Consider the following 19,768-nt stretch of genomic DNA (forward strand, 5'->3'; position numbering starts at 1 on the left):
CTCAGCGCCTCCCGAGTAACGCCTTGAGGTAGGTCTGCACCGCGCGAGCGTTGACAAAGCGCGCGGCGGCCTCGATACGGCGCTGGCGATGCACGGCTCGCGGCGTGGCCATTTGTGCACTGATCGCGGCGGCGAGGGCGGCCGGATCGTCAACCTCGACCAAGGGCGCCACGGCGCCATCGGCGAGGATTTCCTTCGGGCCATACGGGCAGCGTGTCGCTACCACCGGCGTGCCGGTCGACAGTGCTTCGACCAAAGCGTTGGGGCTGCCCTCGAAACGCGACGACAAGACAAAACAATCTGCCCGGGCAATCTCGGCGATAGGGTCACTGGCGTAACCCGGTAGATCGCAACGCTCCGCGACGCCAAGCGCCGCCGCTTGGGCGAGCAGTTCGGCGCGCAATGCGCCCTCGCCGAAAATGATCAGGCGCGCGTCGTTCTGTGGCAGGCGGGCGAAGGCGTCGATCAAAGTGTCGAAACCTTTTTGCTGCGCCAGGCGACCCACGGCGACGATCACCGGAGTGGTTTTGTCCTTCAACCAGGGATGGCTCGGCGCGGCGGCAGGCTTGTCGCGAAAATCGTTGTCGAGCACCGGGTTGTCAGCGGTCGTCACATCGCGCGGGCGGGCGATGGTGGTGTCGACCAGATCTTCGGCGACACCTCGCGATACGCAGATCACCGGGTTGGGAATCAGCCGGTACAGCCACGGCGCCAGCCAGTAGGCGAGCTTGACCGACAGGGCCGGGTTGACATGCTTGTCCCGCGAAAAGGCATTGCGCTCGCTGACGTGCAGCCGCGCCAGCGTCCCGGACAGCGCGGCGGCGGCAATCGCCACGACGTTGACATGAGTGAGCACTGCCAGTTGCGCGTCGTAGCGGTTGCTGCGCAAAAAGCGCATCAGCGCGGGCACGGCAGCGGCGCTGCGCGGGCTGTCGAGCAGCACTTGCCTCACCCGTGGGTCGAGCGCCGGCTGATTGATGCCGGCACCGGTAAGCATCAGCAGCGTCACTTCGTTGCCAGCCTCGACCAAGGCACCGGCGAGGCGCACCATCATTTTCTCCGCGCCGCCGGCGCCGAGGTCCTGGAGGATGATCAGCAGCTTTTTCATCGGTTCCATACCTGGTAATAGGCCTGGGCGGCGTACTGGCTGGTATAGGGCAGGATCGCTTCGCTGACTGAATGTCGGGCTGGAGCTGCCGGTTCGCGGTTGGCCAGACTGTCGAGCATTGCCTCGGTCAGGGCCGGCACATTATTGACCTTGACCAAACGCCCGAGGCGCCCATCATCGAGCAACTCGCGCGGCCCGCTGCCGCAATCGGTGGAGATCACCGGAGTGCCCAGCGCCAGCGCCTCGACCAGCACCGTCGGCAAGCCTTCGTGCAAAGAGCTGAGCACCAACAGTTGCGCATGACGGATCAGCGGATAGGGATTGCGCAGATGGCCGGTGAAATGCACCAGACGTTCGATGCCCAGCCGTTGTGCCTGCGCTTCAAGCGCTGCGCGCAACGGGCCGTCGCCGGCAATCACCAGATACGGCAGCGGGCGTTGTTGCGCCGCCAGCGCGTAGGCGTCGAGCAGCAAATCGAAGCCTTTGGTGTGCACCAATCGGCCGATGCCCAGCCAGTAATGATGGGGCACACCACCGGGCAACGGCGCTTGTGCCGCACGCATCAGTTGTTCGCTGATCACTGCGTTCGGGCAATAACGAATGCGCGGTCGCCCCCAAGGCATCAACCCGGCAAGCGACTGGCGCAGACCGTGGGACACCGCGACCACCTTGCCGCTGCCGCACAGGTACAGCGCGTACAACAGCCGCAGGCTGGCGCGTCCGGTGTTCTGCTCGGCGCAATCCAGCGCGGCGTGGCGGGTGTAAATGACTTTGCAGGGACTGCCCAGGGTGGCGAACCAGGTGCAGAGATTGGCCTGCTCCTTGGCGCCAATCAGGTGCGTCACGCCTTCGCGGCGAATCAGCCGGCGCAGCAGCACGATCGATTTCAGCCAGCCCGCGAGCCCACTGCCGCCACCGGCCATGCTTGGCGCGCCGTCGACGTTGGGCGAGTCGCCGTTCATGACGAAAAAACTCACCCGCCGACCGTCCGCCAGAAACTGCTCGGCGAGGCGTTGCTGCACGCACTCGACGCCGCCGCCAGTCTGGTAATCCTTGAGCGTGAACAGAATATGCATCGGCACAATCCTCATGGGGCAGTGACATTGATTGCCACTTGCTGGCGCAGAATCAGTTCGGTCAGGCGCAGGGCATTGCTCGGGTAGTCGAGCAGGTAACGCTTGATCGTGTGCGGCTCGCGGTACATGCGGTAAAAGGCGCGCAGTTGCAGGCGATTGATCGCGTCGGGGTAGTAACGCTCGCTGGCATTGGCCTCCTGACGAATGAAACCGCCGCAGGTGAACGCCACGCCGCTGAAGCCACCGCGCAGCGCATCGAGGACAAAGCGCTCTTGCAGACCGGCGCCGAGGCCGACCAGCAGCAGGTTGGTCCGCTGCCGTCGGATGTCAGCTTGAATTGCCGCACCTTGTTCGGCGTCGAAGTAACCGTTGTGTGCGCCGACCAATTGCAGGCGCGGGTACTGCGTGCCGAGCTTGTCAACGAAACGATCAAGCTCCGCTTGCCGCGCGCCCACCACATAGACACGTTTGCCGCGCTGCTCGGACTCGCGCAACACCGGGTCGGCAATCGAGGTGAAATCGAAACTGACCCGCTGCACCGCGCGCCCGGTGATGCGCGACATGAACCCGGACATCAGCATGCCGTCGCAGAAATACGCCAGCGAAGGCGGCGGCTGGCGGATGAAACTGCCGATCGAGGCGAAGTTGAGAAAGGAAAACGCCCGGTTGGAGTCCAGCAGCGCCGGCGAATAACGGTCGAGCAATTCCAGGCGGATCATGACGCGAGATCCTGTGCTTCAGCGGCGCAGGTTGGCCGGCCGACGCTGATGTAGGTGAAGCCGCGTGCGCTGAGGCGTTGCGGATCGAACAGGTTGCGCCCGTCGAAAATCAGCGGATTTTTCAACTGGCGGGCGAGCAGTTCGAAGTCCGGCGCGCGAAACGATTGCCACTCGGTGACGATCACCAGCGCGTCGGCATTTTTCAGCGCCGCCTCTTTGGTCCCCGCCAACGAGAGGTCATCGCGCGGGCCGTAAAGCTGCTGCGCCTGTTCCATGGCTTTCGGGTCGAACGCCTGCACGCTGGCGCCGGCTCGCCACAACGCCTCCATCAGCACGCGGCTGGGGGCTTCGCGCATGTCGTCAGTGTTGGGCTTGAAGCTCAGGCCCCACAGCGCGAAGGTTTTGCCTTCCAGCGCGCCGTTGAAGTGCTCGGCGATCTTGTGAAACAGCGTGCTCTTCTGCTCGTTGTTGCGTGACTCCACCGCGCGGAGCAGGCGCGCATCGATGTCGACGCCGTGGGCGGCATGGATCAACGCCCGCACATCCTTGGGGAAACACGAACCGCCATAACCGATGCCGGGGTAGATGAACTGGTAGCCGATGCGCGGATCCGAGCCGATGCCATGGCGGACCATTTCGATGTCGGCGCCAAGCTTTTCCGCGAGCCCGGCCATTTCGTTCATGAAACTGATCTTGGTCGCGAGCATGCAGTTGGCTGCGTACTTGGTCAGCTCGGCGCTGCGCACATCCATGACGATGATTTTTTCGCGGTTGCGATTGAACGGTTCGTACAGCTCGCGCATCAGCGCTTCGGCGCGCGGGCTGTCGGTGCCGATGATGATCCGGTCGGGGCGCATGCAGTCGTCGACCGCGCAACCTTCCTTGAGGAATTCCGGGTTGGAAACCACATCGAAGGTCAGTGCACCACGGCCGCTGTCGCCGAGGATGGCGCTGATGCATTCGCGCACCCGGTCCGCTGTGCCCACCGGCACTGTGGATTTGTCGACGATGATCTGCTCGCCGCGCAGGTGCTCGCCGATGGTGCGGGCGACGCTGAGCACATGTTTGAGATCCGCCGAGCCATCCTCGTCCGGAGGCGTGCCGACGGCGATCAGCAACACATCGCCATGCTTTACGGCGGCGGCCAGATCGCTGCCGAATTGCAGGCGGCCGCTGTGATGATTGTCCCGCACCAGGCTTTTCAGCCCGGGTTCGTAGATGGGCAGGCTACCGTCATTCAGGGCCTGCACCTTGGCCGCGTCGACATCCACACACAGCACGTTGTGGCCGACCTCGGCCAGCGCGGCGCCCTGGACCAGTCCGACATAACCGATACCGAATACACTCACATTCATGGGAAAACCTCATGCGTGGCGGGGTGGGCCAGAGCGCTGGCCGCTGTCAGTAGATGTTTTTCGAGAACAGGCTGAAGGGCGTCTTCAGGAGGATCTTGATGTCCAGCCACAGCGACCATTGATTGATGTAATTGAGGTCCTGGGCGACCCGGCGCTGCATCTTTTCCACGGTCTCGGTTTCGCCGCGATGCCCGGTGATCTGCGCCAGACCAGTGATGCCAGGCTTGAGCCGATGCCGCGCCATGTAGGCGCGCACCTTGCCGGTGTAATAGATGTTGTGGGTGACCGCGTGGGGGCGCGGGCCGACCAGCGCCATGTGGCCGAACAGCACGTTGAATAGCTGCGGCAGCTCATCGATGGAGCTGCGCCGCAGAAAGCGTCCCAGCGGTGTGACGCGGTCGTCGTCGCGGGTGGCCTGGCGCACTTGCTGATCGTCGTGCACGCGCATCGAGCGGAATTTCCACACGCGGATCACTTCGCCGTCGCAGCCATGGCGGTTCTGCTTGAACAGCACCGGTCCCGGCGAGGTCAGCTTGACCGCAATGGCCACGCCAAGCAGCAGCGGGCTGAGCAGAATCAGCGCCACCGCAGCGACGCTGCGTTCGAACAGGTCCTTGCAGAACAGGCTGCCGGGGTGCGAAGTGAGCAGGCTTTCGTTGAGATAGATCGCCGGCATCCGCTCGATCTCGGAGATCGAATGATTGAGCAAGACCATGCTGCCCAGATCCGGAATCCACACCACGTCGACGTTCATGTCGAGCAGGTTGATGTACAGCGCTTCGATGGTCGCTGCCTCGGCCATCGGCAGCACGATGTACACGCGCCGCGCCTGCAACCGCGTAATGATTTCGCGGATGTCCTCGACCTCGCCGAGCAGCGGCAGGATGCTCGGCGCCGGGCCGCTGTCGGCTTTCGCCGCGACAAACCCGAGCAGCAACGCGCGATCCGGGTCGAGGAGTTTGCGTGCCAGCTCATGGGCAGTCGGGCAGGTGCCGATGATCACCGCGCGGCGCTCGTTGCAGATCATCTTGGTATACATGCGCACGAACAGATGCAGCGGCAAAAACGTCGCCGCCTGGGCGAGAAAACCGACCACGGCCCAGACAATCACCACCTGCCGGGAGAATAACGCGCTGGTCTGGGTGACGAAGGCGATGCTCATCAGCAGCCCGAGCAGAATCAGCCAGCCGGCGAGCAGACGTCCGAGGCCGACCAGCAGACCATGGCGCTTGTGGTAGACCTGCACCAGGCCGTAGACCGGCATCGAGCCAAGCACGGTGAGGATGATCAGCAAGCGGTACTCACTGGGCAAATCGCCGATGCGCCAGTGCACCAGCACAATCAGCAACAGGTTGACCAGGGTCATTGCGCACAGCCATTGCACCCAGAAGGTGAGGCCGCGACGGTGTGCCATTTGCGCGGAATATTGCGAGGTCATCGGCGCGATCTCCGATTCGTCGAACAGGGAAGGATTTGCTGTTGCCGGGCGGCACGGCCCGAAGGATCAGCGCGGGGCGAAGTCGTAGTCGTAGAAGGAACGCGAATGGCCATGGCCGTACTTGCGCGCCTTGCGCAGATCGACCTGATTGAGCACCACGCCGAATACCGGCGCCTGGCTCTGCTGCAACACGGCGATGCTTTTGCGCACCTGGCCGACCGGCGTGCTCTGCGCCTTGACCACGTAGATCACCGCGTCGGAGTGCTGGGCCAGCAACAGTGCGTCGCTGACGATTTCTGCCGGCGGCGAATCGATGATGATGTGCCGGTAGCGCGACTTGAGAATCTGCAACAGCCGACCGAGGCGCGGTGAACTGAGCAAGTCCTGCGCGGGGGCTACGGCATTGCTTGAACTGCTCGAGGCTTTCAGCCGTGGCGCATCGAACGGGTCCAGCGCCGATGGCGACAGGCAGCCGGCCGGGAGCATGTCGAGATTGCCGACGCTGCGGATGCAGTCTTCCAGCCGCGCGCTGCCGGCCATGAGGTTGGCGAGGCCGGGGCTCTGCGGCGGGAAATCGAAGTTCAGCGACAGCGTCGGCTGACGCATGTCGGCATCAATCAGTAGCACCCGTTCCAGCGGCGCCAGCGACGAAGCGAGATTGTTGGCGATGGTGCTCTTGCCTTCGCCGGACACCGAAGACGTGACCAGCACCACCTGCGCTGGGCGTTCGTTGTTTTGCAGCATCAGCCAGGTGCGCAGGTTGCGGATGGTTTCGCAGAAACGCGGGTGGTCGTTGTCCTCGAACAGCCGCGCCAGCTGCCGCCGGCTCTTTTTCATCACCAGCGGCACGACGCTGAGCAGCGGCACATTGAGCAGGCTCTCGACGGTGTCGTCGGTCTTGAAGGTGTTGCTCAAGGTATCGAAGAGGAAGGCTAGGGCGATGCCGACGACCGCCGCGACCAGCGCAACAATTGCGAGAATCAGGTTCTTGCGCGGTTTGCTCGCTTCCAGCGGTGCGATCGCCGGGTCGACGATGCGAGCCTTGGCCGAATCCATATCCGAAGTGGCAGCGGTTTCCTTGAGGCGGGTGACGAAGGTTTCGTACAGCGCCCGAGTGCTGTCGACCTCACGCTGGAATTCGCGCAGCTGGAATTCCTTGCGTGAAATGTCCTGAATCTGCGCCTTGTTGCTGTTGAAGGATTTGCGCAGCGCGTCTTCGCTGGCCACTGCCAGTTGATACTGGCGCTCGATACCGGCAACCACTTGCTGCACTTGCAGGCGCAGGCTGTTGGCCGCCGTACGTTGTTCGGATCGCGCGGAGATCAGCGCCGGGTGCTTCGGCCCGTAGCGGCCCGACAACTCTTCGACTTTGGCCTGGGCCTTGGCCAGATCGGCCTGGAACTGCTGAATCAGCGGATTGCTCAGCACTGCCGGCACGCTGGACAAACGACTGATGTCGCCGTTGCTCAAGGCTTGCGCCTGACGGAACTGGCTCTCCGCTTCGGCACGATCGCGGCGCGCATCGATCATGCGGTTGCCGGTCATCTGCAGCTCGTTGGCACTGATGGTGGCGACGCCGTCGACATCGACCAGACCCTGTTCTTCGCGATAGGCCTGCAACTTGTTTTCGGCGACGCGCAGGTTGTCGCGCAACTCGACCAGGCGGGTGTTCATCCAACTGGTGTTGTTTTGCGAAGACTTCAGGCTGGTGTCCTGCTGGCTGTCGATAAAGCCTTGGGCGAGGGCGTTGGCCACCGCCGCAGCGAGCGCGGGGTCAGGCAGTTCGACTTCGATTTCCAGCAACTGACTTTTGCCGACAAACTTGACGCTGGTATGCAGCATCAGGTTTTGCGTGACGTCGTTGAACACTTGTTCTTCGGTCGCTGGCGGCTTCGGCGGCGGCAGCAGATCCAGCCATGGCAGCCACTGGTCACGATTGAGGTCCGCCAGCCATTGGCGCGGGGTGAACCAACTCTGCGCCTGCTGGCGTGGATCGGTGATCGGGTTGGTAGTCAGGCCAAGTTTGCGCACGGCGCGCTCGGCCAGCTCCCGCGATTGCAGCAGGGCTTGCTGAGTCTGCAAGTAATCAGTGGTGGTGGCGCCGCCGGATTCGGCGGCTTGCTGAAAACTCAACACCGGCGGCGTCTTGTCCTTGATCAGCAGTGTCGCACTGCCGACGTACTGCGGCGTGATGAACGACAGCGCCGCCACGGCCAGCGCGCAACTGAGCAGCACCAGCCAGGCGATGTTCCACTTCGCCGACCAGATCACCCGCCACAGGTGCAGCAGATCAAGGGTGTCCGACTCATCGGCGGCTTGCGTTGGCAAGTGGCCCTGAAGCGGACGTTCGAGGTAGGTGCTTGGGCTGTTGTCCATGATCAGAAAAAGCCTTGTGCAATGGAAATGGTGTCGCCGGGGGCGATGACGGTGGTGCGCGAGATGTTCTCCGTGACCGGCGGGCCGCCACTGCCGCGCAAAATCGTCACGCGTTTCATTGAGGCGCGTTCGGTCAGGCCGCCACCCAGGGCGATGGCTTTTTCCAGAGTGAGCCCGGGCTGGAAGGGATAACTGCCGGGCTTCTGCACCTCGCCGTTGATGTAGAACGGGCGGTATTCGATCTGGCTGAGGCTGACTTTCGGATCGACCAGATAGCCTTGCCTGAGGCCATCGACGATCTTCTGTTCGACCTGATTGGGCGTCAGGCCCTTGGCGACGATTTCGCCGAGAAACGGGTAGGAGAAGGTGCCGGCATCGTTGAGGCGGATCTTCTTGAAGCTCAGTTCCGGCTCGCCGAACACGATGATGCGCAAGACATCGCCAGCGGCCAGGCGGTAATTGGTGTCGGTGTCCGCCGCCTCCACCGTGGGCACTGTCCAGAGCAGCAACAACAATAAAATCAGGCGCGTATGCATGGCCCAACCCTCCTACAGACTGACGTCGAACGTGATCTGGAAAACATTGCGGGTGAAGCTTTCGTTGTCGGCATCGGAGTCGTTATCGCGGTGGCGGTAGGCGACTTCGACGTCCAGCCAGCGGCGCATTGCGTAATTCACGCCGAGTTTGTAGTCCTGCAAATCGTCGCTACGGTCCTGGCCTTCGTAGACGTAATGGCCCATGCCGACTTCGGCAACGCTGGTGATGCGTTCGGTCCAGCCGTGACGCCAACCGATCTGGGTGAAGGTGGCTTTCACCGCGTCGGAGCCGTCGTCGCCCTCGGCCATGGCTTGGCGGGCGAGAAAGGTGAAGGTCGAATAGGTGCGCGGTTTCCACGCCAGATCCACTTGCCAGGTCGGGTTGCTCAGGTCGTCGGAACCGCTCTGGTCGAAATTCTTGCGCTCGTAACCGACGCGCAATTTGCCGGTGGTTTTCGCCGTCATGTCCCACTCGGCACCGGCCAGCACTGCGTCGGAGCGACTGCTGCGCGGGCTGTTCGATTGCAGGTAGTCGAAGCGGGTGTGGTCGTATTCGAGCAAGCCACGGGTCTTGCTGCCGAGGCGGTGATACCAAGTGCTGGTCAGATTGCTGGTGTTGCGCTCCTTGTCATCGTTGATGCCATCGGAGTTGTCGTAGCGCAGCTGTGCGTAGCTGGCGCCGAGGTCGATCTGGTTCAGCGCACTGCGCGCGCCGAAGGTGTAGACGCCGCCGACCCGCTGACTCTCGATCTTGTCGTTGATGCCGTCGACGGCGGTCGAGGTGGTGCGCTCGTATTTGCGCGCCTCGGCTTCGAGTTTCAGACGATGCCGATCAGTGAACTCCATGATGCTGTCGGCGCGCAGGCGCTGGGCGGTGTTCGAAGCGTCTGAGGCGCTGTGATAGATGTAGCGGGTCGGTTCCCAGATCACCCGCGTGGCGCTGTTGCGGTCCTCCGCCTTGAGCTCGAAGGCCGGCGCCAGACGGGTGACCATGGTCGATTCGACATCGTGTTCGACTTCGCGAAAGTTGTCGTCGTAGCTTTCCGACAAGGCAAAGGTCGGGGTGAAATCGAAGCCGTAGACATTGATCGCTTGCGGCTCAACGCTCCAGGCAGCTTCGGGGGCACAGCAGGCGACGACTAAAACCAGGGAACAGCGAGGCTTCAGAGCCATGGATCACGCTCCTGATTAAGGGGGTCGGGGTCAGGGCGAAGCGGATCCGGACTATTGTCGCTGGCGTTCGAGGTAACTCAGCGGGACGCTGACGTGCTGTTGGCGGTTGAGAAAATTGAGCAGCATCATCACGCGCTCGTCGCCGTGCATGGACAGGAACACGCCTTCGAGCGGGGACAGTGGGCCTTGGACGATTTGCAGAGGTTCGCCGGGTTTGAGCTGCGGATCGGCAGGAAAGCCGAGCGACTCCTGGCTGCGCTCACGCAATTGCGCGATCACGTCTTCATCGACGCGGGCGGGCACATGGTTGAATTCGACGATGCGGCTGACACCACGGGTCGAGCGAATCGGTGCCCAGTTATCGTCGCGGCTCAGTTCAATGAACACGTAGCCGGGGAACAGCGATTCCAGTGTTCGTTGGCGTTTGCCACGAATACTTCGCTCGCTCATCAGCTGCGGCCGAAAGGTCGAATAGTTCTGTTGCTGCAGATTGAGTTGTGCCCGTTCATCCTGGCGGGGCTTGCACTGCAATAAATACCAGTTAGAGCCGTTGCGGCAAACCGTTAGCATGCTGGAGTACTCCATACATAGCGATCGTGTAAGCAGGGCGGCCGATAACGTGGGACTAGCCGTCATGCTTGCTAGTAGGTAGTAGGCTGATCAAGGCAAAGTGCCGAGCCAGATGCATCAATGTTTATTGGCAGAAGAAGTGTTTCAAAAATGAATCAACTTGGCTGGGTTATTGTTATATCCGTGGCCGTCTTGGCTATAACGAGTCCGCGCTTTTGTTCAAGCAAAGCTACCGCACGGTTCGCAGTTGCGACCTTCAGGATCCAATTACATAAGTAGCCTGAGAGCAAAAAGTGTGCGTCGGCGCGAGCTCATCGGGTAGTGCTAAGTTATCGGCCAGTCTTTGCAAGCTGTCAATTGCTAACAGTCAAAAACATTACCTTTCATCCGCTGATGATGGCCATCTCACGTAGGTTATTGATTGGTAAAGGTGAAATTTATTCGTCGGGTTTTTTAAACTTTTCGAAGTTGTTGAAGTCGCGGAGGTTAGATGGTGCGCGTGATAGCAAATTAGTTTCAATCTTACATGTTTCGGTTCGTAAGAAGTTTTGATTTTAGATGCCTCGCGTCGGATGCTGCTGGCCCGAGTAACTAAGGTCGTCTATGAATAGTTACGGTCGTTCGCGGGTAAATGTTCGTGCTGCATATTTCTTGAAGTCAAACCGGTGAGCCGAGGCAATCATGAGTGTTCTGGTAACGGGTGCCGCAGGTTTTATCGGTTATCACACGGTCATGCGTTTATGTCGCGAAGGGCTAGAGGTTGTGGGTATCGACAATCTCAATCCTTATTACGACGTCAAACTCAAACAGGCGCGTTTGCAGAGATTGCAGACGCTGGTCAATTTTACGTTCCAGCGGCTGGACATTGTCGATCAGAGCGCTTTGACCGAGTTGTTCGAACACGGCCACTACAAACAGGTCATTCACCTCGCTGCGCAGGCCGGAGTGCGCTACTCGCTGGACAATCCTGATGCCTATGCGCAGTCGAATCTGGTCGGGTTTCTCAACGTTCTGGAAGCGTGCCGTCGTCACCCGCCAGAGCACTTGATCTATGCATCGAGCAGTTCGGTGTATGGCGCCAATACCAAGATGCCGTTTGCAGAAGACGATCCGGTCGATCAACCGGTTTCGTTGTACGCCGCGAGCAAACGCGCCAACGAACTGCTCGCCCACAGTTACTGCCATCTCTACGGCTTGCAGGCCACCGGCCTGCGCTTCTTTACCGTGTACGGCCCGTGGGGGCGACCGGACATGGCGCTGTTCAAATTCACCGAAGCGATGCTCAACGGGCGCGCCATCGACCTCTACAACCAAGGCGAAATGGCGCGGGACTTCACCTTTATCGACGACATCGTCGAAGCGATTTTCCGACTGCTCGACAAACCGCCCGCACTCAGCGCCGAGCGCGGCACCAATCGCCTGTTCAATATCGGTCGCGGCAGTCCGGTAGCGCTGATGAGCTTCGTCGAATGCTTGGAGCAGGCACTGGGCATCAAGGCTCAGCGCCGTTATTTGCCGATGCAGGAGGGCGACGTGCTGAAGACCTGGGCCGACGTATCGGCGCTGGCACGCTGCATCGACCTCAGCCCGCAGGTGCCGATCAAGCAGGGCGTGCAAGCGTTCGTGCAGTGGTATCGCGAGTTCTATCAGGTCTGATTCAGTGCAGGGTGACGGCCCTGCGACTTTCGCCGATGCGGATCCGGTCGAGGGCGCGGTTCAGCGCATCCAGTGCATCGAGCAGCGCCTTGGCCTCGGCTTCACGCCCGTCGCCCCACAGGCGTTCGGCCATTTTGTTCAAGGCCAGAATGGCGCGTTCGATGTCGGCTGCACTGGCGGTGTTCTCAGGGGCTGATGGTTTTTTCGGCATTCACGGTTCCTCGGCGGTCGGCAAATCACCATACCGCCAAGGCGCCGAGCTATACAGCGACAAGTGTCCCCGATCAGCAGCGGACGCAGTTTGGTCAGCGATTAGCCTCAGTCAATCCCGTCTCGATAAACCGCACCGAACTCTCCAGCGCCTGCTGCCCCTCGTCCAGCGTGCCCGCGTAGAAATGCCAGGCGTGAAACATGCCGGGCCACACTTCAAGATTGACCCGGACGCGGTTGTCCGCCAGGTGATTGGCCAGACGCATGGCGTCACTGAGCATCAGTTCGTTTTCGCCGATCTGCACCAGAATCGGTGGCGGTCCGGTGACGTCGGCGAACACCGGCGACGCCAGCGGATGGTTGGCCAAGGTGTCGCCGAGAAAGGCTCGCGCGAGGATATCCAGCACGGGCTTGGAGTTCAGCGGATCAAGGCCTTCACGATTGCTCATGGAAGCGCCGGTGTGTTCGAGGTTGGCCCATGGCGAGATGGACGAACCCACTGCGGGCAAGGGCAAGCCTTTGGATTTTGCCGCGACCATCACGCTGACCACCATCGCGCCACCCGCCGACTCGCCTGCGAAGGCAATCTTGCTGGCGGCGATGTTCTGCTCAAGCAACCACTCATAGGCGCGCAAAGTGTCATCGATGGAGGCGGGGAACTGATGCTCGGGTGCGAGGCGGTAATCCGGCATGTACACCCGCGCGCCGAGCATTTTTGCGTAGTTGCCGCCGATGCCGTGGTAGCCGTCAGGTCGACCGACGATGTAGGCACCGCCGTGGATGTACATCAGCACCGCGTCGGTCTTGAGTTCATCCGGAGTCACCAGCGTAGCGGGCACGCCGCCCATGTCGACTGCTTCAAACCTCACGCCAGCCGGTGGTTGATTCTGCCCGAGCATTTTTGCGTAGGCATCGCGGATGTCGCTCATCTTAGTGGTGGTATCGATACCCTTCAGCACGGGCACCAGATCGCTGAGGCTGTTGGCCCAGGTTTGTACAGCTGCTTTTACTTCAATGTTCATATGACCTCGATCAGACGTTAGTGATGGCTTAACTAATCGAAATGGTATGCTCATGATTGGGGAATAGGTTTCCCCATAACCGGTGCCAAGCCGCCTGAATGCCAAACCCGGAGGCCACATGGAACTGCATAACCTGAACGACATCGCCGCCTTCGTCGCCTCGGTGGATACTGGAAGTTTTACGGCGGCGGCCAGGCAACTCGGGCTGACCCGCTCGGCCGTCGGTAAATCGATCGTGCGGCTCGAATCGCGTCTGCAGGTCCGTCTGCTCAACCGCACCACCCGCAGCCTGAGCCTGACCGACGATGGTCGGGTGCTGTATGAGCGATGTGTGGGCATCTTGCAGGATCTGGACGAGGTCGAAGAGGCTTTGGCGTTCCGCCGTTCGACGCCCAGCGGCCGCTTGCGCATGAGCCTGCCGGTAGCACTGGGCCGGCTGCACGTTGTGCAGCACATCGAGCGCTGTCTGAGAGACTGGCCGTCGCTCGCCATCGACGCGACGTTTTCCGATCGGCTGGTCGACCTGATCGACGAGGGTTTCGATCTGGCGATTCGCATCGGTCCGCCCAAGGAAGACTCCGGGCTACTCACGCGCACGGTGGCTTACCAGCAAATGATCACCTGTGCCTCGCCCGATTATCTGAATGAACATCCGGCACCGCAGACACCCGAAGATCTGGCCGGGCATGCGTGCCTGCACTTCGTCAGCGGCGGCCGATTGCTGGCGTGGAATTTTCGCGTCAATGGTCAGCCTGTGCCGGTCATTCATGCCGGACGGCTGCAAATGGACAGCGCCGAAGCCTTGCATCAGGCGACTGCGGCAGGCCTCGGTATCGCGACGTTGCCATCCTATGTGGTCAACGATGACCTGCGCAGTGGCAAGCTTGTGCAGTTGCTCGCAGAGTACGCCGAGGCTGCCGAGCCGATCCGGGTGATTTATCCGAGCAAGCGACACCTGTCGCCGAAGATTCGGCTGTTTATCGACAGGCTGGTGGAAGCGTGGTCACCGGCGCCTTGGGAGTGATTGCCTGGTCATTGCAGCTGTTTTGCAAACTCCGATGTTATTGATGACGGCAATGTCCAAACTGTGCGCATTGAAAAGCCCTGAATCATCAGGGCTGTGTTCTGGCTGAGGGGGCGTAGAGTGACAAACTCGCGGTCGGTCTACTTCGCGCTCGAAGAGCAGGCCAACCGATATTGCTCGTAGTTCAAACCTTCGACCTTTTCCGGCAGCTTGTATGGCACGGGGCAGCTTTTGCCCTGCCACTTGATGGTGATGACACCGTGATCTTTGGTCACCAGCGCCAGGGCTTTGCCCGTCGGATCTGACAATGCCAGTTGTTTGCCGTCGCTATCCAACAGCACCGCGCCGAATGGAATCGGCTGGCCGTTGGCATCGTACAGTTCGAACATTGGCCGCGTCGCTGAACAAACTGACCAAGGAATTCAAACTTTAATCAGTAAACGTAAAGCCCTGGCTACCAGGGCTTTTTGATCAGCGCTCGATCGGCGCAGCAAAGTCCTGCGCATGGGGTGCAGAGTCAGATTGTGCTGGCGATGCGGTTTGTGCTGTCAACTGTTCAATGCAGCTGGCGAGTTGTTTTTCATAGCTTTCAAGTACCGCTTCGGCTTCAGCTTCGCGCTCATCACGCAGGCGGAAGAAATCGTCGCGATTGAGTTGGTCCGCAACAAGTCGGATGTTTTGCTCGATGATCGCGCACAGTGAATCTTCATCCTCTAACGCCGCGCTGGTCAGGGCTGCCTGTCGATTGTTTTCGAGTTCGGTTTTTGCGTGCTCAGCGGCCTTCGCCTGTTCCTTTGCGCTAAGCAGGTCGGCTTCCAAAACCTGTTTCTGTTCCGCCAGGCGCTTCAGTTCTGCGCTCATCGACTGGATTGCATCGGCGCGTTGGGTGAGTTGGACCTCCTGTTGTTGCACCACAGCCTTCAGTGGAAACAGTTCATTGAGTTGGTAGCCGGCGACCACAGTCATGGCGATCAGTGCCAGCGCAAGAATGGTCAGGCAGTAGATGGCGGCGTTGCTCTGGGGTTTTGAGCTATTGAGGGTATCGAGGGCTCTCACGGAATCGTTTCTCCTATCAAGAGTAGACAGTGTAATAACCTCGATTCGCTGGGCCTTTAAGACGAGTCTTAAATTGTGCTCTATTTGCGTATGTCGATAACGGCTAACATTTGTTAACGAATTCGCAGAAGGCTTCTTGTTTAAACCGACTATCTAAAGTTTCTTGTGGGTCCATGAGAATTGTCTTGTTTGCGAATAAATAAACTTTTTGCTCAAGCTCCTTTTTTTCATTATCGTCTGCTGCCGCTTTGGTGGCGTTTACTGCTGATAGTTCACGCAATCGTCCGCCATTCAAATGTTTGCAAGCACGGCGAGTTCAGAGAGATTGCTATGAAGTTTTCCCATGTTTTAATTGTCGGTTTTTTGTATTTACTGCCATTTAACGCAATGGCTGCAGTTTGCGAATTTTATCCCGACCATTCCAAGGGCAGTGTCAGGGTGGTTCTTCCAGCCACGATCTCGGTGCCTCGTGACACGCCCAACGGCACGGTTATCTATGAAAGCCCGATCGTGACCCTGGGCGCCATACCCAGCTCATTCAGGTGCTCTGCGGTACACAACGAAGGTGTACGCAATACTGTCGGCGTTACTCAGCCGGGCGCGGAGATTTTTCCTATCGGAAATACCGGAATCGGCTGGCAATGGGGCCGACCGCCATCGGGGAAAGCGTGGAAAGGCTTTCCAGGAACTACCGACACTGCTGGCGGTTGGGGTTGGAATGGTTCTGAGCACATCTTGCGTTTTGTAAAGACGGGAACTATTTCCGGCAGTGCGACGATACCCTCAGGCCAACTTGGGACCTTCGTCGCTGCAGAAATCGAGCCTCTGGCAATGAATACAAATGGCACGCGGATCGTCTCGCAGTCTTGTGAAACACCTGATGTGAAAGTGGATATGGGCAGCTACACCATGAGCGATTTTTTGCAGAACGGTGACTATGCCAAGGAGAAATACTTCTTTCTTGATATGAAAAACTGTCCTCCCGGAATCAATAACTTCAGGTACTCCTTTTCGCCCACTGCGGGCAGCCCTGCATGGAGCGCTGATACCGGCGTGGTACACCTCAACAGTAATTCCACTGCCAAAGGGCTGGCATTGCAAATGCGCTTCAGTGACAGGACGATACTCAAGCTGAACCAGAATTACATAATGAAAGCGCCAACATCGAGCGGCGGTAATGCATCCGTTTCCTTGCAAGCCCGCTTCGTGCGCATCGAGCCTTCCAATGCGCAAATGCGAGCGGGCGATGCCAATGCCGAAATTGCCTTTGTCGTCGAGTATCTATGAGCCCAACAGCCTCTTCACCTCAGCCACAATCACCGCAATATCAAACGGCTTGGGCACCACTACATCAAACAGATCCGAGCGCTGCATGCCGATGTGCGCTTGCGCACCACTCATGAGAATGATCGGCAAGTGTTTGACGGACGGCTGGGCACGCACGGCTTCGGCGAATTCGAGGCCGTCCATGACTGGCATCATGAAGTCGGTAATAACCAGCGCCGGACGTTCTCTTTCCAGCACCTCGAGCGCTTTCTTGCCGTTGCTCGCGGTCACGGTCATGAAGCCCTCATCCTCAAGCGCAAAGCCAAGAATGTCAGCAATCAGATACTCGTCGTCGACTACCAGAATGGTGGTCATGTTATTTCAACCCGCTTGAAGACTTACGAAATTGAACCAGGCAATGACTCAGCTGCGACTGAAGGTTCATTTTTCAAAGCCTTTTCCAGGAACACATCTTGATCGCGTACAACCACCTCTAACCGCGACGGGTTGTAGGAGCTATCGCGTACCTTAAGAATGGAAAGCGTCCTGCGAAGTTCAGCGTGATTTTCAAAGAACCGCATGAGGATCAGGTTGTCGACAATACTGGACAGGTCAGAGTTCGGTGCGCTGACCTCGGAGCCGAACAGATCGCGCATTTCCCATGAGGCGAACACCGTAACGCCTCTGGATCGCAGCTCATTCATCAGCGCGCTGAAAAAGTCGGTGATGCGTTCCGGTGTGGTTGACACCCGTGTCATGCCGCTCAGGCTATCGATGAACAGGCGCTTGATGCCTTTCTCATCGACCAGGCTCAGCAGGCGTGCGCCGAGGCCGTCGAGTAAACCTTCCGTTGTTGGCTGCCAGGCGATGCTCAATGCGCCGCTGTGTTCCATGTGTTCAATATCGATGCCCAGCGAACGGCCTTTCAGGCGCAGGCGCTGCGGGCTTTCATAGAAACCGAAATGCAGGCCAGGCGCTTCGGCCGTAGATTGCGCGAGAAACTTCAGGCCCAGCGTGGTTTTGCCGATGCCGGAAGGACCCATGACCAGCGTGACGCTGGAGCTGTGCAAGCCGCCACCGAAGATCTCGTCGAGCGACGCAATGCCGCTTGGAATGCGCGTCATGTCCGCGCTGTCGGGGGCGGAAGGGCGCTTGTAGAGACTTTCGAGGCGCGGGTAGACGACCAGGCCGTTATCGGTGATTTCACATTCGTGCAGACCGGTCAACGCGCCGCTGCCGCGAGTCTTGCGCAAATGAATGCGGCGCACCGAACGGGTACCGAACAGCTCTTCGCCCATTTCGATGACGCCGTCGACCATCGTGTGTTCCGGGCTGCCGTCATCCAGGCGCGAGCTGGTCAGGAACAGCACGGTGCAACCGGCAAATGCGGCATGGCCTTGCAGTTCAGAGATGAATTTTTTCGTGTCGATCGGCGAGTCGGCTTTGGAGCGTGCATTGAGCAGGCCGTCGACGACCATGACGGTCGCCTTCTGCCGGGTGATTTCGCGTCGCAGCAGCTTCACGACTTCATCGAGGCCTTCGTTTTCCAGCGTATCGAATGCGCTGACAAACTGAATTTCGGCGCCGACTCGCGATGCGTCGAAAAAACTCATGGTCGACAGGAACTGGAACAGGCGGTCGTGGGACTCGGCCAGCAACGTGGCGACCAGCACACGGCCGCCGTTGCGGGCATGGTGAAACCCTAGCTGGTTGGCAAGGATGGTCTTGCCGGAGCCCGGGCGCCCTTGAATGATGTATGAAGCGCCGGCGACAAAGCCCCCCTGAAGCAGCGCGTCGAGCCCTTCGATCCCGCTTTGAAGGCGTTTTAGCTTTTCCACAATGCGACCCTGATCTGAATAAACAGGCTTGTTCAGCCGAATGAGTGAAATGCTAACGCCATTTCCGGTTGAGGGCCATAAAGGCTGGGGAAAAGTGGCGTTTTTGCAATGTGAACCTGGCACGTGACTGCTCGGGATCAGGGGGTAGTGACAAGCCCGGCACAGGAAGATTCGATTTTTCGAAACCCGGAAGCCGATTACATCCATAGGCGCTGCTGCGGACCATGAGGGTAACGCTTGCCACTTTGCTTTCATGAAATCGTCACAAAACTGCTGCAGAGTTCGGGAGCCCGTAATCACTAGGTGTCATTTAATGAAAAGTTTGATGAAGTCTGCTGCGCTCGCCATTGCGGTATCTCTTTGTGCTACCTCGGCCTCCTTTGCAGCAGAAAATGTTCGCCTGACGGGGTCCGGAGCAAGTTTCCCGGCGCCGATCTATCTGACCTGGTTCAAGGATTTCAGCAAGAAATCCGATGGCGTCACTGTCGATTACCAATCCAAGGGCAGTGGCGCGGGCGTACAGGACTTCTTGAACAAAACCGTGGATTTCGCTGCCAGTGACTCGGCAATGAAAGACGAAGATATCGCCAAGGTCGCCGAAGGCGTGCAGTTGCTGCCAATGACCGCCGGGGAAATCGTGCTGGCCTATAACCTGCCGGGCAATCCCAAGGGCCTGAAGCTGCCACGCGACGTCTATTCCAACATTTTCCTGGGCAAGATCACGCGCTGGAACGATCCGCAGATCGTCGCAGCCAACCCGGACCTGAAACTCTCCGATACGCCGATCACCGTTGTCGTGCGTGCAGATTCCAGCGGTACGACCGCGGTATTCACCAAGCACCTGGCAACCGTCAACGCCGAGTTCAAGCAGGCGTTGGGTGAGGGCAACACCGTCAACTGGCCGGCCAGCGACAAGTTCATCAAATCGCCGAAAAACGATGGCGTGACGGCGACCGTACGCCAGACCCCTGGAGCGATTGGTTACATCGAATATGGCTTCGCCAAGCTCGCCAAGGTCGATTTTGCCCAGTTGCAGAACAAGGCCGGCAATTACGTCGTGCCAAACGCCGAAAGCGGTGCCGAGGCCCTGGCAGCGGTGAAGATGCCGGAAAACCTGGTGGCCTGGCTGCCTGATCCGGACGGTGCCAAGTCCTATCCGATCACCTCTTATACCTGGATGATTTTCCGCAAGGACAATGGCAACCCGGCCAAGGCCAAGGCCATGCGTGAAATGGTCGAATACAGCCTGACCGAGGGGCAGAAGATTGCCGATTCGATGGGTTACATCCCGTTGCCACAATCGGTCGTCGAACAGGTTCGCAAAGCGTCCGCCAACATTCAGTAA

At 59.5% G+C, this 19,768-nt stretch carries 19 protein-coding genes; 4 read left to right on the top strand and 15 right to left on the bottom strand.

All coding sequences use genetic code 11. The annotated features are described in order from the left end of the window. Position 1 precedes the first annotated feature (1 nt). The 9 genes from AC0IXA_RS00590 to rfaH form a co-directional block, all read right to left on the bottom strand. A complete protein-coding gene (locus AC0IXA_RS00590; RefSeq protein WP_471811115.1) occupies positions 2–1,108 on the bottom strand; it encodes a glycosyltransferase in 1,107 nt (368 codons plus the stop codon). Beyond that, positions 1,105–2,184, bottom strand: a complete 1,080-nt coding sequence (locus AC0IXA_RS00595) for a glycosyltransferase (RefSeq protein ID WP_471811117.1) — start codon at positions 2,182–2,184, stop codon at positions 1,105–1,107. Before AC0IXA_RS00595 ends, AC0IXA_RS00590 begins: the two co-directional genes overlap by 4 nt. Before the next feature lie 11 nt (positions 2,185–2,195). Continuing rightward, positions 2,196–2,903, bottom strand: coding sequence for a WecB/TagA/CpsF family glycosyltransferase (locus AC0IXA_RS00600; protein ID WP_471811119.1), 708 nt, complete (start codon positions 2,901–2,903; stop codon positions 2,196–2,198). Beyond that, entirely contained in the window at positions 2,900–4,258 is a 1,359-nt protein-coding gene (locus AC0IXA_RS00605; protein ID WP_471811121.1) for a UDP-glucose dehydrogenase family protein, read from the bottom strand. Before AC0IXA_RS00605 ends, AC0IXA_RS00600 begins: the two co-directional genes overlap by 4 nt. Before the next feature lie 46 nt (positions 4,259–4,304). Beyond that, on the bottom strand, positions 4,305–5,696 hold the full coding sequence (locus tag AC0IXA_RS00610) for an undecaprenyl-phosphate glucose phosphotransferase (protein ID WP_471811123.1): 1,392 nt from the start codon (positions 5,694–5,696) through the stop codon (positions 4,305–4,307). Positions 5,697–5,762: 66 nt separating this feature from the next. Continuing rightward, complete coding sequence (locus AC0IXA_RS00615) at positions 5,763–8,072, bottom strand: GumC family protein (protein WP_341637647.1); 2,310 nt, start codon at positions 8,070–8,072, stop codon at positions 5,763–5,765. Between the two features lie 2 nt (positions 8,073–8,074). After that, positions 8,075–8,608 carry a polysaccharide biosynthesis/export family protein gene (locus AC0IXA_RS00620; protein ID WP_071172312.1) on the bottom strand — a complete coding sequence of 178 codons (534 nt, stop codon included), beginning with the start codon at positions 8,606–8,608 and terminating at the stop codon, positions 8,075–8,077. Positions 8,609–8,620: 12 nt separating this feature from the next. Further along, complete coding sequence (locus AC0IXA_RS00625; RefSeq protein ID WP_122699309.1) at positions 8,621–9,781, bottom strand: outer membrane beta-barrel protein; 1,161 nt, start codon at positions 9,779–9,781, stop codon at positions 8,621–8,623. A 51-nt stretch (positions 9,782–9,832) separates the two neighbouring features. Beyond that, entirely contained in the window at positions 9,833–10,351 is a 519-nt protein-coding gene (gene rfaH / locus AC0IXA_RS00630; protein WP_136493439.1) for a transcription/translation regulatory transformer protein RfaH, read from the bottom strand. Positions 10,352–11,032: 681 nt separating this feature from the next. On the opposite strand from rfaH, the gene AC0IXA_RS00635 reads away from it, so the two are divergent. Beyond that, positions 11,033–12,007 carry an NAD-dependent epimerase gene (locus AC0IXA_RS00635; RefSeq protein WP_471811126.1) on the top strand — a complete coding sequence of 325 codons (975 nt, stop codon included), beginning with the start codon at positions 11,033–11,035 and terminating at the stop codon, positions 12,005–12,007. Position 12,008: 1 nt separating this feature from the next. On the opposite strand, the gene AC0IXA_RS00640 is transcribed toward AC0IXA_RS00635, so the two are convergent. Together AC0IXA_RS00640 and AC0IXA_RS00645 are read right to left on the bottom strand one after the other, a co-directional pair. Beyond that, positions 12,009–12,218 (bottom strand): hypothetical protein, encoded by a 210-nt coding sequence (locus AC0IXA_RS00640; protein WP_095179863.1) that lies wholly within the window; start codon positions 12,216–12,218, stop codon positions 12,009–12,011. Between the two features lie 94 nt (positions 12,219–12,312). Then, positions 12,313–13,239, bottom strand: coding sequence for an alpha/beta hydrolase (locus tag AC0IXA_RS00645; protein ID WP_471811128.1), 927 nt, complete (start codon positions 13,237–13,239; stop codon positions 12,313–12,315). A gap of 118 nt (positions 13,240–13,357) precedes the next feature. Here AC0IXA_RS00645 and AC0IXA_RS00650 point away from each other — a divergent pair, with 118 nt between their 5' ends. Next, the gene (locus tag AC0IXA_RS00650; RefSeq protein ID WP_130909794.1) at positions 13,358–14,263 is read left to right on the top strand and encodes a LysR family transcriptional regulator; all 906 of its coding nucleotides are present in this window, start codon (positions 13,358–13,360) and stop codon (positions 14,261–14,263) included. Between the two features lie 140 nt (positions 14,264–14,403). Here the strand turns inward: AC0IXA_RS00650 and AC0IXA_RS00655 are convergent, their stop codons facing one another. Both AC0IXA_RS00655 and AC0IXA_RS00660 read right to left on the bottom strand, forming a co-directional pair. Continuing rightward, the gene (locus AC0IXA_RS00655) at positions 14,404–14,652 is read right to left on the bottom strand and encodes a FimD/PapC C-terminal domain-containing protein (protein WP_471811130.1); all 249 of its coding nucleotides are present in this window, start codon (positions 14,650–14,652) and stop codon (positions 14,404–14,406) included. Between the two features lie 82 nt (positions 14,653–14,734). After that, positions 14,735–15,319, bottom strand: a complete 585-nt coding sequence (locus AC0IXA_RS00660; RefSeq protein ID WP_471811132.1) for a hypothetical protein — start codon at positions 15,317–15,319, stop codon at positions 14,735–14,737. 330 nt (positions 15,320–15,649) lie between these two features. Between AC0IXA_RS00660 and AC0IXA_RS00665 the strand changes: the two genes are divergently transcribed. Continuing rightward, the gene (locus tag AC0IXA_RS00665) at positions 15,650–16,606 is read left to right on the top strand and encodes a fimbrial protein (protein WP_471811134.1); all 957 of its coding nucleotides are present in this window, start codon (positions 15,650–15,652) and stop codon (positions 16,604–16,606) included. Here AC0IXA_RS00665 and AC0IXA_RS00670 read toward each other — a convergent pair. Both AC0IXA_RS00670 and AC0IXA_RS00675 read right to left on the bottom strand, forming a co-directional pair. Continuing rightward, positions 16,601–16,960 carry a response regulator gene (locus AC0IXA_RS00670; RefSeq protein WP_016774585.1) on the bottom strand — a complete coding sequence of 120 codons (360 nt, stop codon included), beginning with the start codon at positions 16,958–16,960 and terminating at the stop codon, positions 16,601–16,603. The genes AC0IXA_RS00665 and AC0IXA_RS00670 overlap by 6 nt on opposite strands. A gap of 23 nt (positions 16,961–16,983) precedes the next feature. Continuing rightward, positions 16,984–18,423, bottom strand: a complete 1,440-nt coding sequence (locus AC0IXA_RS00675) for an ATPase domain-containing protein (protein ID WP_471811611.1) — start codon at positions 18,421–18,423, stop codon at positions 16,984–16,986. Between the two features lie 313 nt (positions 18,424–18,736). Between AC0IXA_RS00675 and pstS the strand changes: the two genes are divergently transcribed. After that, positions 18,737–19,768, top strand: a complete 1,032-nt coding sequence (gene pstS, locus AC0IXA_RS00680) for a phosphate ABC transporter substrate-binding protein PstS (RefSeq protein WP_051600442.1) — start codon at positions 18,737–18,739, stop codon at positions 19,766–19,768.

The sequence above is a fragment of the Pseudomonas sp. AC083 genome (assembly GCF_979253165.1).

Coding starts and splice junctions, on each gene's coding strand:
- AC0IXA_RS00610 (WP_471811123.1), bottom strand. CDS start 5,696: ATGACCTCGCAATATTCCGCGCAAATGGCACACCGTCGCGGCCTCACC.
- AC0IXA_RS00615 (WP_341637647.1), bottom strand. CDS start 8,072: ATGGACAACAGCCCAAGCACCTACCTCGAACGTCCGCTTCAGGGCCAC.
- AC0IXA_RS00590 (WP_471811115.1), bottom strand. CDS start 1,108: ATGAAAAAGCTGCTGATCATCCTCCAGGACCTCGGCGCCGGCGGCGCG.
- AC0IXA_RS00670 (WP_016774585.1), bottom strand. CDS start 16,960: ATGACCACCATTCTGGTAGTCGACGACGAGTATCTGATTGCTGACATT.
- AC0IXA_RS00645 (WP_471811128.1), bottom strand. CDS start 13,239: ATGAACATTGAAGTAAAAGCAGCTGTACAAACCTGGGCCAACAGCCTC.
- AC0IXA_RS00655 (WP_471811130.1), bottom strand. CDS start 14,652: ATGTTCGAACTGTACGATGCCAACGGCCAGCCGATTCCATTCGGCGCG.
- AC0IXA_RS00635 (WP_471811126.1), top strand. CDS start 11,033: ATGAGTGTTCTGGTAACGGGTGCCGCAGGTTTTATCGGTTATCACACG.
- AC0IXA_RS00665 (WP_471811134.1), top strand. CDS start 15,650: ATGAAGTTTTCCCATGTTTTAATTGTCGGTTTTTTGTATTTACTGCCA.
- pstS (WP_051600442.1), top strand. CDS start 18,737: ATGAAAAGTTTGATGAAGTCTGCTGCGCTCGCCATTGCGGTATCTCTT.
- rfaH (WP_136493439.1), bottom strand. CDS start 10,351: ATGCTAACGGTTTGCCGCAACGGCTCTAACTGGTATTTATTGCAGTGC.
- AC0IXA_RS00605 (WP_471811121.1), bottom strand. CDS start 4,258: ATGAATGTGAGTGTATTCGGTATCGGTTATGTCGGACTGGTCCAGGGC.
- AC0IXA_RS00640 (WP_095179863.1), bottom strand. CDS start 12,218: ATGCCGAAAAAACCATCAGCCCCTGAGAACACCGCCAGTGCAGCCGAC.
- AC0IXA_RS00595 (WP_471811117.1), bottom strand. CDS start 2,184: ATGCATATTCTGTTCACGCTCAAGGATTACCAGACTGGCGGCGGCGTC.
- AC0IXA_RS00650 (WP_130909794.1), top strand. CDS start 13,358: ATGGAACTGCATAACCTGAACGACATCGCCGCCTTCGTCGCCTCGGTG.
- AC0IXA_RS00620 (WP_071172312.1), bottom strand. CDS start 8,608: ATGCATACGCGCCTGATTTTATTGTTGTTGCTGCTCTGGACAGTGCCC.
- AC0IXA_RS00625 (WP_122699309.1), bottom strand. CDS start 9,781: ATGGCTCTGAAGCCTCGCTGTTCCCTGGTTTTAGTCGTCGCCTGCTGT.
- AC0IXA_RS00600 (WP_471811119.1), bottom strand. CDS start 2,903: ATGATCCGCCTGGAATTGCTCGACCGTTATTCGCCGGCGCTGCTGGAC.